Source organism: Paenibacillus salivarius (genome assembly GCF_051307165.1).
Lineage (GTDB): Bacteria > Bacillota > Bacilli > Paenibacillales > Paenibacillaceae > Fontibacillus.
Window position 1 is genome coordinate 1,572,918 of the sequence record NZ_CP195592.1, and the last position, 13,957, is coordinate 1,586,874.

At 40.8% G+C, this 13,957-nt stretch carries 11 protein-coding genes; 6 read left to right on the forward strand and 5 right to left on the reverse strand.

Features of this window, described 5'->3' with window-relative positions:
- Nucleotides 1-154: 154 nt before the first annotated feature.
- On the forward strand, nucleotides 155-976 hold the full coding sequence (locus ACSFXJ_RS06920) for a hypothetical protein (protein ID WP_435924460.1): 822 nt from the start codon (nucleotides 155-157) through the stop codon (nucleotides 974-976).
- A 262-nt stretch (nucleotides 977-1,238) separates the two neighbouring features.
- On the opposite strand, the gene ACSFXJ_RS06925 is transcribed toward ACSFXJ_RS06920, so the two are convergent.
- Nucleotides 1,239-3,404 (reverse strand): hypothetical protein, encoded by a 2,166-nt coding sequence (locus ACSFXJ_RS06925; RefSeq protein WP_435924461.1) that lies wholly within the window; start codon nucleotides 3,402-3,404, stop codon nucleotides 1,239-1,241.
- Between the two features lie 240 nt (nucleotides 3,405-3,644).
- On the opposite strand from ACSFXJ_RS06925, the gene ACSFXJ_RS06930 reads away from it, so the two are divergent.
- From ACSFXJ_RS06930 to ACSFXJ_RS06945, 4 genes are all read left to right on the forward strand, one after another.
- The gene (locus tag ACSFXJ_RS06930; protein ID WP_435924462.1) at nucleotides 3,645-6,398 is read left to right on the forward strand and encodes a type I restriction endonuclease subunit R; all 2,754 of its coding nucleotides are present in this window, start codon (nucleotides 3,645-3,647) and stop codon (nucleotides 6,396-6,398) included.
- Between the two features lie 111 nt (nucleotides 6,399-6,509).
- Nucleotides 6,510-7,112 (forward strand): restriction endonuclease subunit S, encoded by a 603-nt coding sequence (locus ACSFXJ_RS06935; RefSeq protein ID WP_293654519.1) that lies wholly within the window; start codon nucleotides 6,510-6,512, stop codon nucleotides 7,110-7,112.
- On the forward strand, nucleotides 7,109-8,662 hold the full coding sequence (locus ACSFXJ_RS06940; protein WP_293654520.1) for a type I restriction-modification system subunit M: 1,554 nt from the start codon (nucleotides 7,109-7,111) through the stop codon (nucleotides 8,660-8,662). Before ACSFXJ_RS06935 ends, ACSFXJ_RS06940 begins: the two co-directional genes overlap by 4 nt.
- A 3-nt stretch (nucleotides 8,663-8,665) precedes the next feature.
- Nucleotides 8,666-9,913: a restriction endonuclease subunit S gene (locus tag ACSFXJ_RS06945; protein ID WP_435924463.1), complete on the forward strand. Its 1,248-nt coding sequence runs from the start codon at nucleotides 8,666-8,668 to the stop codon at nucleotides 9,911-9,913.
- Nucleotides 9,914-9,945: 32 nt separating this feature from the next.
- On the opposite strand, the gene ACSFXJ_RS06950 is transcribed toward ACSFXJ_RS06945, so the two are convergent.
- The 4 genes from ACSFXJ_RS06950 to ACSFXJ_RS06965 all read right to left on the reverse strand — a co-directional run bounded on the left by ACSFXJ_RS06950 (nucleotide 9,946) and on the right by ACSFXJ_RS06965 (nucleotide 12,135).
- On the reverse strand, nucleotides 9,946-10,296 hold the full coding sequence (locus ACSFXJ_RS06950; protein WP_435924464.1) for a hypothetical protein: 351 nt from the start codon (nucleotides 10,294-10,296) through the stop codon (nucleotides 9,946-9,948).
- Between the two features lie 76 nt (nucleotides 10,297-10,372).
- A complete protein-coding gene (locus ACSFXJ_RS06955) occupies nucleotides 10,373-11,065 on the reverse strand; it encodes a helix-turn-helix domain-containing protein (protein WP_435924466.1) in 693 nt (230 codons plus the stop codon).
- A 15-nt stretch (nucleotides 11,066-11,080) separates the two neighbouring features.
- Nucleotides 11,081-11,764: a helix-turn-helix domain-containing protein gene (locus tag ACSFXJ_RS06960; protein ID WP_435924467.1), complete on the reverse strand. Its 684-nt coding sequence runs from the start codon at nucleotides 11,762-11,764 to the stop codon at nucleotides 11,081-11,083.
- A gap of 167 nt (nucleotides 11,765-11,931) precedes the next feature.
- Nucleotides 11,932-12,135: a helix-turn-helix domain-containing protein gene (locus ACSFXJ_RS06965; protein WP_127505973.1), complete on the reverse strand. Its 204-nt coding sequence runs from the start codon at nucleotides 12,133-12,135 to the stop codon at nucleotides 11,932-11,934.
- A gap of 339 nt (nucleotides 12,136-12,474) precedes the next feature.
- Here ACSFXJ_RS06965 and ACSFXJ_RS06970 point away from each other — a divergent pair, with 339 nt between their 5' ends.
- The gene (locus tag ACSFXJ_RS06970; RefSeq protein ID WP_435924468.1) at nucleotides 12,475-13,863 is read left to right on the forward strand and encodes a stalk domain-containing protein; all 1,389 of its coding nucleotides are present in this window, start codon (nucleotides 12,475-12,477) and stop codon (nucleotides 13,861-13,863) included.
- The last annotated feature ends 94 nt before the right edge of the window (nucleotides 13,864-13,957 follow it).

The window sequence follows — 13,957 nt, forward strand, 5'->3', positions numbered from 1 at the left end:
ATCTTCTTTCTATATCCGTCAAGTTGTATTTATTTGGGGTATGCTCAACAATTACTTGCATTAAATCACCGTCCAAGTTAGAACTACAACAACCTCAATGAAAGGCGGTAACGTCCTATCTCATTGAAAATGTAAATTCTAATTGGAGGTTGTTATGGGCAGAAAAGAAATCATAAAGACGTTAGGAGATCATTTTGGAGTAAAGCCTAAGTACTTGGGGGTTCCGAGCTTCATTTATCAGATTGAGACTGACACGGAGATTTACTCGATTGACAGAGCGGGCAAGATCACGACTTCGAATGGCAAGGAGGTTGATCTCGACAGCGTATTAACTGGACAGGCTGCTGCCATACAAGACGAACCGCTCGAACCCACTGCACCAGTTGAACCGGTTGTTCAAGTTGATTCAGGCGATCCAGCCGAGCTCACGGCAATCTCAAACTCCCCACTTGAAGTAGTTGTACCGCTGGAAGGTCATACAGGGGTATCCCTAAGAAATTTGGTTAATCTGCTTTACAGCAAACAAGTGCTTGTAAAGAGAGCACTTGGTATTGAAACGAATATTATCGAAGAGAATTTTGCTAAAGCCATCAATGATGCTGATGTCGATACATTGGAAAGTTTCAAGACAGCGATATCTGAAATTGGCGAACAGAACTGCCCAGGCATCACATTCAGTTTTGACAGTAGTACGATCATCTTTAAGTTTTTCAAAGCAGAATGCAGTCCCGAAGAGATGCATGCCTATACGCACCTTGTCGGATTGCTGAACCAAACCGCGATGAAGCTAAAGTATACTTCACCCAAAAGTAAGGACACCGACAATGATAAGTTTACCTTCAGACTTTTCCTGATCCGGCTCGGTATGGTGGGAGAGGAGTATAAAACAACCCGCAAAATATTGTTGGCGAATCTTGAGGGTCACTCTGCATTCAGGGGTGGCAAAAAACCAGAGAGGGCTATGGCTGATGTATGAGTAGTGTAATATAACGAAGTTGAGAGCCAAAGACATGATTTCTAGTTTCAGGAAGGGATAAATCCACCACCTGTCGAATTTTTATCAAAGAATTCGTTAGGTGGGGTATTATTATTTGATGGTTTTCTGTTGTACGAATTAAAAAAGAAAGTAAAAAATGAACCTTAAGTTGATGTGCTACATAGTTTAGGTTGCCCACTGTCTGATAGCAAATGAATCAACCCTGTCAAAGTCGAATGACAGGGTTGATTTTTGCGAAATATTAACTGGCAGGCTTCCGTTTTCTTTTGACTTTGTCTGCCTTTAGTTCTTCAACAACCTCAGCGATTGATAAATCATATTTCTTGATGGCAAAATCGACCACCAATATCAATTCCTCGTAAGTCCACATTACGACTTTCTTTTTATACCTCCCGGCAAGATCCTGCAACACGGCTACAAATCCCTGTTCAAGTTCCCCTGCTACCACAATTCCTAAAACATTGACAGTAGTGTCCTTACATTTATAAACAAACTGTTGAAGCATCTCATAAGCTTTTGTGTCTGTTGGTTTTATCGGCTTCCTCTCGTAACTCTTGGCTATCCCTACAAATACGGCATCGTCCATACCGAGCATTTGGATTGTAAAACTGATATCGCCGTATTCTTGTCCATGATGAGGATGTAATTTGTGATCTGTAAACGTTACAAATGGTTTCATTATGCAGCGGACGCTTTTTTCATGCTGACAGGCTTGGCAGGCATCGACACTATGTTTAGAACATTTTTCTGTAAGTAAGCTCAACACTTCAGCAAGTTCTTCGCGGCGTTTAGGGGTAATTCTCCGATCCCAAACGGGTTTAAATTGTTGAAGTTCTCTCACTTTGAACATGACTTTCGAAGAGACTCTAGATGAGTAGTGCACGACATTGTTTTGAAGATAGAAGGATTCTTCTTCGTGCGAAAATCCGTCATCCGGAAAATACTTGCTTATGATCTTTTCAGCAAGTTCGACTAAAGTTGATTGAGGGTTAATTACGACTCCATCATACCAGGAGTCGATTCTAACCTTATGATCCATTAAGCAGCGAACGTTATCCTGTTGAAGTTCAGTATAACAGAATGAACATATGACCTTTGGAGCCTGTCCTCTTTTTACGGAAACCGTTAACAAGTCGGTGTTTCCGCAGTTATTACAGGTGATATCTGCATAATGGTCGCAACTATCGCAGTAAGGATAGAAGTGGGTAATGGTATGCTTCTTCAGTGAACCTACAATTTTATCAACATTTAAGACGTGGAGCTTGAAGCTATCAATCTTTTTTACCTTACAGGTGACAACTGCCTTAATGACTTCCAAAATAACTTTTTTCTCGTCATTTGTAGTTGTGAAGGCAACAAGATCGGGATCTTCATCAAGTCCAAATGATTCGAACTTATCATCGATTTCGCCATTTTCCTGTATGGAGTTAATGTAATTCATGATCTGTCCGATTCGCCAAATCCCCCAACGTCTCATTTCAGAGGCTTTAAGCTGACGGGTAAGATAAATCTTGCCTTTGTCATTGTTGACCCCAAGAGTTGAGAAGAAGTCTCCGTCCTCGTCGATTGCTTCTTGATAAACTGAACTTGGCGAGTCGTACCCATCAAATTCTGTAAGTTGACCAACTTTATTGCCAAGATCACTGTCAGCTAACGTAACTTTGCTTGGCTTACCTGATTCGGGGTCAGGATTGCTCAAAGTGGTTCTTTTCATTGACTCTTTGCTAAACACACTGTCGACAATCTTTTTGGTGATGTTCACAGGTGAGACGAAGCAGTCAAAGGCTCTTTCAAGAGTTTTGGATATTGTTCCAACCAATGACTCAGTAGGTATACTAATGCTCACAAAGCGTTGATCAAAGTTGATCCATAAGAAGCCGAACTTCAATTCGTAAATAAAATCGGACTGTTCGGTTTCAGGATTGATGTAATTATATCTTTCTTGATATTGTAATGAGATTTCTACCGTTTCGTGATTGACAACTGTTTGGTCAATAGCAAGTAGTCCAAATATGTTGTCATTGGGGTAAGTGATTGGCTTGAGCAACTCATTCATTTTGGACACACCAGTATTATTCTTGTGATCTGCAATGAATGAGGATGAACTTAGTTGAGGGTTATGCGGACGCAGCATGAACAGCCGAAAATTGGGTCTTCGGCTGTATCGATTATCTTCAAAACAGGTTTCGATATCAGATTCAGTTATCTCTGGTGAGATAGCCACAATCTCCACCAGTTTTTGTTTGTCAAGTCGCTCCAAAGCCACTTTTAAATCTCGTTTAACTTCACGTTTGACAACTACCCGATAACGGTTGATTAAATCCTGCTCGTCTACCTTTGAATATAACAGGTGACGTATAACTCCGTTCTGGACATGAAGTAATTTATCTGCGTGTTTTTCCGACATAATAACCCCCCTCTAAGGAACATTGAATATTAAGACTATTGTATCACATTTCCAGAATTGTGATGAAGAATGTCAATTAGGAGGCATTGGATCAGACCCTGCTGTATCTTTAGCGAGAGCAATACATTGAAAGAGAAGATTATTAATTGGGGCTTTAGAAGGATATCGGCTGGGAATTGTAGAATATTGTAAGACTCCTGTGTATGAGTGGGGTAAAGAACACCTAAGGAGGTTTTACATTTGTCCTATCAGTCGGAAGCCCAGCTTGAGAAAAATCTGATCGAGCAACTTGTTCGTCAAGGCTACGAACGAGTGACAATAAATGACTACGATTCGCTTTTAGGAAACTTTAAACAGCAACTGAATAAGTTCAATGAAAAGAAATTAAAAGGTCAGCCGTTAACAGATGCGGAGTTCAGCCGATTCTTAACTCAGATTGATGGGAAAAGCATTTTTGACTCAGCAAAGATTCTTAGGGATAAACAGGTGTTCCAGCGTGATGACGGAACAGAGGTTTATCTTGAGTTGATGAATATCCGTGACTGGTGTAAGAACATTTTTCAGGTCACCAATCAGACAACAGTCGAAGGGACATATAAAAACCGTTACGATGTAACAATCTTCATTAACGGATTACCCGTAGTACAGATCGAGTTAAAGCGCCGCGGCTTAGATTTTAAAGAGGCGTTCAATCAAATTCAACGGTATCGAAAACACTCCTTCAGGGGGTTATATCGTTATCTGCAGATGTTTGTTGTCAGCAATGGGGTTGATACGAAATATTTTGCAAACTCCGATGGTGACATCTTATATTCACATACCTTTTTCTGGTCGGATGCAGAAAATAATCGGATCACCAATCTGAGCGATTTCACTTCCAACTTCCTAGAAAAGTGTCATATGGCGAAGATGATCGCCCGATACATGGTATTGAATGAGACCGAGAAGCTGTTAATGGTCATGCGACCGTATCAGGTCTATGCAGTTGAGGCACTTATTAAGCGTGCTTTGGAAACTAAGAACAACGGTTATATCTGGCACACAACTGGTAGCGGAAAGACATTAACCTCATTTAAGTCGAGTCAAATCCTTGCGAACGAACCGCATATAAAGAAGGTCTTCTTCCTTGTTGACCGTAAGGATTTGGATAGTCAGACATTAGCTGAATTCAACAAGTTTGAACCGGATTCGGTAGACATGACAGACGATACTGAAAAATTGGTGGCACAAATTTCGGACTTAACGAAGCCGTTGATCGTTACTACAATTCAAAAGATGGCGAACGCAATAAAAAATCCTCGATATGAGGAGATCATGAAGCCATATCAACAGGAACGGGTTGTCTTCATTATTGATGAGTGTCATCGCAGTCAGTTTGGTAAGATGAAAAGACTCGTTGACAATCATTTTAAAGAGGCGCAGTACTTTGGTTTTACTGGAACACCTTTGTTCGAAGAAAACAAAAGCCAAGACGGTCGGGTAACCGCCGATATTTTTGAGAAATGTCTACACACGTATCTGATTAAAGATGCTATTCATGATGGCAATGTCTTGGGGTTCTCGGTGGATTACATCCAAACGGTTGATGTTTCGATTAACGAAAAAGATCAGACCCGCGTAAAAGGAATTCTGACTGATGAAGTCTGGATGCATGATGATCGAATCCGTTTGATCGCTGAGAACATCATAAACCATCATGATCGGAAGTCACGCAGTAAGGGGTATACAGGACTATTCACTGTGGATAGCATCCCGATGCTGGTTAAGTACTACGACACCTTCAAGTCCATGTCACATAACTTGAAGATTGCCGGCATTTTCACCTATGGACAGAATGAGGACAGTGAAGGCGATGGACAAGACGAGCATTCTCGGGATAGCCTTGAACGTATCATCAAGGACTACAATGCTATGTTTGGAACCAACTTCTCAACAGATAAGTACCAAGGATATTTTGCCGATGTTTCTCGTAAAGTCAAGACTGCTCAGATCGATATCTTACTGGTAGTCAACATCTTTTTGACAGGATTCGACAGCAAAACTTTGAATATCCTCTACATGGATCGCTTCCTGAAATATCATAATTTGATTCAAGCCTTCTCCCGCACCAATCGGACTGAGAAAGCGACCAAACCTTATGGAAATATTGTATGCTTCCGCAATCTCAAGGAAGATACGGACGAGGCAATCAAGTTGTTCTCAAAGACAGATAGCGTCGATGATGTCCTGATGAAGAGTTACGAAGAATACCTTCAAATGTTCAGGGCAGCTCTGGTAAAAGTCAAAGCTCTTGCCGCTACGCCAGCGGAAGTAGATGCTTTGGAGCGGGAGGAAGAAAAACAAGAGTTTGTGGTTAGTTTCCGTGAGCTTACCAAATATCTGACTCGTCTCCAAACTTTTACCGAGTTTGAATTCGACCCGGCTCGATTGGGTATTTCTGAACAGGAGTACCAGGATTACAAGAGCAAGTATCTCCGTATTTATGATGAAGTTAAGCGCGGCGGGGGTAAAGAATCGATCTTGGCGAACGTTGACTTCCTAATCGAGCTGATGCATACAGATCGGATTAATGTTAGTTACATTATGAATCTGATCCGCAACATTGATTTCGATAATCAGGAGCAGCGAGACAAGTCAGTAAAAGATATTGTCGATGAGATCGATCGGGCTGACAATGAGCAACTCAGACTAAAAGCCAATTTGCTGAAGGACTTCTTGCGGAAAGTAGTACCAACGTTAACCAATGCAGATTCGGTAGACGATAATTACAATGCCTTCGAACAAGAAGAACGTATGAAGGAAATTGAAGCATTCGCCAGTGAAGTGGGGTTATCGCCAGAAGTAATCCAAAGCTTTGTACAAGAATATGAGTACGGTGGGCTAATTAACCAACAAGAGATAAGTGATGCTGTCAGGTTGCCATTCCTTCAAAAACGAGCAATGATTCAACGGATTATTGAGTTCATAACTGAGCATACCAAACGATTTTCATAATGCTATTTATAAAAATAGCAGGAAAGGACTTGCCTTTTCTGCTGTTTTTTATTATGATGAAATTATTGATTTTAACGCTATTTGAGTAAATAGCAAAAGGGGAGGGCTGGTTTGAATTTAGAACAATGTGCATCGGTGGTACAAGGGGCATTTTTATCCCGTATACAGACGTCACCTTCATTGGAGGCAGTAAAGCTTCCGGTCTACACGATGAAAGAAATGAACGAATGGTTAAGTCCTGATCCCACATCGGTAGAGAATCAGCAAGATGCTTCTGATGTTCATGTAGATCAAGGGCGTTTGGTATCTTTGCCACTCGCCAAAGAGGGTTTAGTCCTAATAAGCTTGACTGGACAACGAGCTGTAGCATTGCAGCAGGAGCATGCCGGAAAGTTGATCCCTTCTAACTTTGCCATCATTGAGCCTACAGGTGAATTGAATCCTGACTATTTGGAGTGGTATATCAATGAACATCCAGATTGTCGCAAACAATTGAAGATCGCAACGCAAGGTTCCAGTATAGCAGCTTTGTCGATTCAAATGCTTAGGACTTTGGAAATTATTTTGCCACCTATGGACGATCAAGTGAAGATTGGTAGCGTCCACAGATTATTACATCGAAAAAATCGACTACTTCAGGAGAGAATCGTATGGGAACAGCAATATATCAAACAGTTATTGATGGGGTATCTAAAGGAGGAGGTAAACAGATGACAACGACTGAGTTACAACGTCATCAACAAGCCGAGTTACATAAGAAACTTTGGGACATGGCGAACGACCTTCGAGGGCAACTCGAAGCATATGAGTTCAAAAACTATATCCTTGGTTTAATCTTTTACCGTTATTTGTCTGACAAAACGGAAGATCGGGTTAATAGCCTTCTTCAGGAAGACAATATTTCTTACAGAGATGCTTGGAAGGATCAAGCATATCGAGACGCCTTAAAAGATCAGCTTATTCAGGAAATTGGCTACGTTATCGAACCAGATTACCTGTTTTCAAGCATGATTGAAGAAATTGGTAAGGGTGAGCAAGGGAAGTTCGATATTGAAATGCTGCAAGCAGCAATCAACAAAGTAACCGAATCTACACTCGGAGCGACGAGTCAAGATGACTTCCAACACCTTTTCGATGACATGGACTTGGCTTCCTCGAAATTGGGTCGTGATGTAAAGTCTCGTTCCAAGCTGATCGCTAAGGTCATGGTCAACATCAATGACATTCCTTTCTTACATGATGATGTGGACATTGACGTTCTGGGCGACGCTTATGAGTATTTGATCGGACAGTTTGCTGCCAATGCGGGGAAAAAAGCTGGTGAGTTCTATACTCCACCACAAGTTTCCAAAATCATTGCTAAGATAGTTACACTGGGTAAGAATGACTTAAGAAATGTCTATGACCCGACTTGCGGTTCAGGATCGTTGCTCTTGAGGGTTGCCAAGGAAGCGAGAGTCAGAAAGTTTTACGGGCAAGAGAAAACCTCAACTACTTATAACTTGGCTCGTATGAACATGCTCCTGCATGATGTGTCTTATCATAACTTCGATATTCAAAATGCCGATAGTTTGGATGAACCGCGGCATCTTGATATGCGCTTTGAAGCCGTAGTAGCAAATCCTCCATACTCAGCAAAATGGAGTTCTGATGAAAAGTTCCTGCAAGATGAGAGGTTTAGTGCCTACGGAAAACTAGCTCCCGCATCTAAAGCCGATTTCGCTTTTGTTCAACATATGATTCATCATCTTGATGATAACGGAACAATGGCAGTTGTCCTTCCTCATGGGGTATTGTTCCGCGGCGCGGCAGAAGGGGCTATACGTAAGTACCTGATTGAGGAAAAGAACTACTTGGATGCGGTGATCGGCTTACCAGCCAATGTTTTCTTTGGAACATCGATCCCTACTTGCATATTGGTATTCAAGAAATGTCGAGAAGCGAATGACAACATTCTTTTTATTGATGCTTCCAACGACTTCGAGAAAGGGAAGAACCAAAATCGTCTTCGTGATGAAGATGTTGTGAGGATTGTTGAAACATATAAGGTTCGTCAGTCCATCGAGAAATATTCGTATGCCGCTAGTATTGATGAAGTCAGAGCGAATGACTATAACATAAATATCCCTCGTTATGTAGATACCTTCGAGGAAGAAGAGCCTGTAGACATTGAAGCAGTGCGTGTAAGGTTGAAAGAGATTGATGATGAGATAGCTGAAATAGATACCGAATTGAAGAGGTATCTCGAGGAGTTGGGGGTGTAAGGGGTGGATAACAATATACAGCAGGCTACGCCAAACTTGCGTTTTGCTGGATTTAAAGGACCTTGGAAAAGCACGACATTAGGTCATCACATAAAAGAGTACAAGCAACTACAGAAGGGAGGTGGCAGTGTTCCTATTGCTACATCATCAAGGAGAGGACTCTTCTTGCAAGGCGAATACTACAGTGGAGATCGGTCTTATGTAAGTGAGGACATACAGTTTAAGATAGTTCCTAGAGGTTATATGACATATCGCCATATGAGTGACGACTCTATATTTCATTTTAACATTAATAATATTGCTGATGAGGTTCTTGTCAGTCCTGAATACCCTGTTTTTACAACAAACGATACTTTGAGTACAGTGTTTATCCATAAATATCTTAATTCGTCCAAACGATTTAGGAAGTTTTGTGAGATGCAGAAATTAGGAGGAACAAGAACGAGGCTTTACTTCAATAAATTGGTTCAATTTAGTTTATGCTTACCTTCAATAGAGGAGCAACAAAAAATTGCTTCCTTTTTCTCTCTCCTTGATCAAAAGATCGAGAAGCAGCAGGAGAAGATCGAACAATTGGAGTTGTTCAAGAAAGGTATGCTCCAGAAGATTTTCTCGAAGGAGATTCGGTTCAGAAATGAGAATGGGCAGGAATTTCCCGATTGGGATTCATCGGTCTTAGAGGAAATAGGTTCGTTTATTAGAAACTACAGCTTTTCACGCAGTGTTGAGGGAGAAGGGGAATATCAACATATTCATTACGGTGATATTCATTCTAAATTATCGGGAGTGATTACGTCACAGATGGGGCTTCCGTCATTAAGTATTGATACAGAAGCAACAACATACACACTTCTTAAAGACGGAGACGTAGTATTTGCTGATGCATCTGAAGATACTTCTGATCTTGGTAAAAGCGTTGTTCTTCTCGAAGGTGGCAATAGAAAAATAATTGGCGGGTTACATACCCATTGTTTTAGACCAGATAGCCGGTTAGACTCGTTGTTTTTGCACTACTTTACACAGACTACTGAATACAGGAAGTTTATTAATGTAAATGCAAATGGGGTATCAGTTTTTGGACTGTCAAAGCCAGCATTATCAAGTCTAGAAGTTCCACTTCCTGATATTAAAGAGCAAAGAAAGATATCGAGTTTTCTTTACAAGTTATCTCAGAAGATTGAATTGCTTAAAAAGAAAAAGACCGAGTTAGAAGCTATGAAAAAGGGTTTTATGAATCAAATGTTCGTCTAGAGCAAGGGGAATGCCCCCCTTGCTTTTTATTTCTATTTGTTGTTATTTACCACCCAACAATGCCCCTTAACATCCACATAGAAATCCCATGTTTCCGGATCGAAATCGACTCCATTTTTCTTTGCTCCAAGAAAGCTCACTGCTTCAAGTACGATCTCATCGTATCCAGAGCGCAATTCCTCAAACTCAGACATCAACTGTTCAATCTGTTTTTTCTTAAGTTCAATCAAATCGATTATTTCCCGTAGCGACTCAGTTCTTTGTTTAGTAAGCACTCCAATGTATTTGCCGTGTTGTTCGATAATCCTATCGTTTTGCTCATAATCGTGATACTTGAGTCTACTGAGTGGTTGACGAGAAAGAAAATCATAAATTTGAGCCAATTCAACATCTCCCTGTTTTTAAGACCATTATACACATGCATCCTGCGGACTTCTAAAGCCGCCAACAATGGCGGCTTTAAGCTTTCACTTGTATCAGGTCATTCCCGTTAACATCGAGCAGTTCGTATGCTTTCCCTACCATGTCTTTGTCGCGGTCGAACAAGTGAATCGACTTTTCATGAATCCCACTCGTCGCAGTGACAAAATTCATTTGCTGTACCATGAATTCAGAATTACAGAGTACAACTACTTTATTGCTATATGTAGTAAGCTCTTGCTGAAATAAAACTGCTTTTTCTGTTACTTCAGGAGAGTATACAGCTGGCTTCCCATCGGCAGCCTTCATATCTCGGTGATCAACAAAGACACTTAGTTCTTCTTTCTTAAAGGCGTTGCATAACCCCAGCAAGGTTTTCGACATATGGTCTACATGTTGACCATTTAGCAATCCAGTTACCTGAAATGACAGAATCCGTTTATCGCTATCCACATGATATTTGAACCGTTCAGAGAGCGGAACAGTAAAGTCATGCGGTTGATATGCAGGGGTATCGGAAAGCCTTTCGACTGCAAACATATACGAAATCGACACATTCAATGCTTTAGCAAGTCTTTCGATATTATCCAAACTGATATTACGTAATCCTCGCTCTACACCACTGAGATAGCTCCGATCCATCCCAGCTCGATGAGCCAACATTTCTTGGGACATGCCGCTTCTTGCTCGGAGTTCACGTATTCTATTCCCGAACTGAATTCTTACATTCACAAAATCCACCTCAAACTAATGCACTTTAATTAAGTCATTCCCGTTAATGTCGAGTAACTCGTATGCCTGTCCGACCATGTCTTTATCACGACCGAAAAGAGGGACTGTAGGAATACCACTTTCTTGGGTAATTCGATTTAATTGATGCACTTGAAATTCAGAATTACAGAGCACCACAGCTTTACTGCTATATAATAGCAAGTTCCGATGAAAAGCAATTGCCCGTTCAGATACTTCTGGCGAGTAAACTACCGGCTCCCCGTCAGAAGCTTTCATATCTCGGTGATCAACGAAAACGTTCAGTTCACCTCTCCCGAATGAACTACAGATTCCCATAAGGGTCTTGGACATAAAATCCACATTATCTCCAGTAAGTAATCCATAAACCTGAAAGGCGAGAATCTTTCGGTCACCATCGAGTTGATATTTAAACCGTTCTGTGAATGGTATCGTGAAGTCATTGGGTTGATATGCAGGTGTTGACGAAAAGCGTTCGCTTGAAAACATATATTCAACCGATACAGTAAGCGCCGCGGCGATCTTTTCGATATTAACCAGGCTCACATTGCGTTCTCCTCGTTCGACACCACTTAAATATGAACGATCAAGCCCTGCGCGATAGGCAAGTATCTCCTGAGACATACCACTTCTCGCCCGCAGCTCTCTTACTCTTTGACCAAATTGGTTTCTTATGTCCACAAACAAAAAGACCTCCTTCCCATATTCTTCTTAATAAGTATATCGGGATAGTAGGTCAAAAGTTATAGATATGATGGATAATTTTGTCGAGGTTGTGTTCCGATGTGACTTAAAGTCAACTGACTAAGGAGCAGGTTCTAAATATCATGATCTAAGGGGGATCTGCTTTAAACAGGCGGGCGTCTGTCTTTCCACTCATCAATTTTTCGTGGATCAACCTTAAGAACTTCGCAGATATGATGAGCGATATTCACTGCAGGGATGGTTATGCCACCTTCAATGTTTTGATAATGCCGTAAGGATATATTAACAGCGCGGCTAACGCTTTCTTGGCTGAGTTTCTTCTTTTCTCTTGCTTCTTTCAATTTCATTAAAGGAAACACCACCTTGCATTCGTTTCCTTTATGTTAGGGAATTCGCGAACTTTTGATAACGACTAATACTTCACGAAGGATAGTTCGTATATTATAATCAGAAATATATGTCGAAATGCCCACTCTGGCAAGGAATAATGGGGAAATGTCTAGAAGGGTGATTAGACATTGTTTATAAAACTCTAAAAGGAGAGGATGCAATTATTTGTTGAGCGGAGATTTTTTTTTTTGATTTTCAGAATCAGCTGAGAAGAGTAAAGACTAAGTTCAGTAATTTTGGCTATTAGAGCAATCGCTCATGATAAGCATACAACAATGAAAATGGAGTGATGGAAAATGAAGAAGATGTCTATGATGTTGGTCTTGTCTTTAGTTATTTCCCTATTTTCTTCACTGACGGCTTTGGCTGATAGTGGAGTGAAAGTAGAGACGAAGCAAGGTGGTTATGTTTCAATCTCAAATGTAACTGATAAAAAGCAGTTTATCGATGAAGGTTCAGGTGTTGGAGATACGGTTTTCGTAACTGATAAGCCGGTAACGCTTACCATTACCGGGAAAGACCCGCATCCGAGTATCAGCTTCCTTCCTGACGCGAAGCTTGATGGTGAATCCTTTATTATGGGAGAAGCATCTGAGGATATCACTGTAAAAGGGAATACCGCAAGTCTCAGCAAGAAGGGCTACTATGGGGTGAACGTGCGCTTCGGAAGCGAGTTTTCTCCCGATACGGTTGCCGAATTTGTTGTTCAGATTGTTGGCGAAGGAACTGCCAGTAATGATCCCAAGGCTAACTCCGAATCCGGTAATAATACAGCGGAACAAGGTATGTCGACAGTAAATGTTCTTAATGAAAAATCGGGGTATAAGATTAAATTCCCAAGCAGTTCTTTGAAGCTCCAGACTGTTAAGGGAAATGACGATGAAATTGGCGGTTTTGAAGTCTCTGCGATTACATTGAAGAATCCGAAATTTGAGAAGGACTCTAACGTATTCTTGTTTGATCTGGTAACTACAAACCAAAAGGCACATTCAGTTTATGTGAGCGTCGACAGCTATTTTGGTGGTCAAATGAAATACGTAGACGAGGAATTCAAAGACGGTAAAGTTTCAGTATTTATGCCGAGTGTTACATTCGAATCTGTTCTTACAGACGATGTTTTAGTTGCATCTATAGAGGTTTATGACAAAGATCGTAATGTGATCGACTCGTTTAAGAATATTTACTTCATGTATGAAGGATTCAATCGTTACAAAGTGGTTGATGCAGATACAAATCAGTCGAGCAAGCCTGTATCTGCCAAGCCAACCGCTTCCAAGGTTATCGTCAATGGCAAAGAAGTATCATTTGAAGCCTATAACATCAATAATAACAACTTCTTTAAGCTTCGCGACATCGCATCTGTTGTGAATGGCACTGTGAAACAATTTGAAGTTAAATGGGATCGAGCAAAGAATGCAATTAGCCTTCTTTCCGGCAAAGCATACACTCCTGCGGGTGGAGAGCTTAAAGTATCTGCTAAGCCAGCAACTAAAGAAGCTAAACCTACTTCTTCCACATTATATATTGATGGCAAGGAAGTAAGCTTGGTCGCCTACACTATCGATGGTAATAACTACTTCAAGCTCCGCGATATCGCAAAAGCGTTCAATATTGGTGTTACGTGGGATAGCAAAACAAATACAGTTGGAATCGACACGAAGATTGATTACAAAGACGAAGAGTAATTGACCATCAGGGTTCAATTTTGGATGGTGCTGTAATAGGCACCATCTTTTATTTAACAATTACCAGTTACGATATTTCGAAAATCGTTAGTTA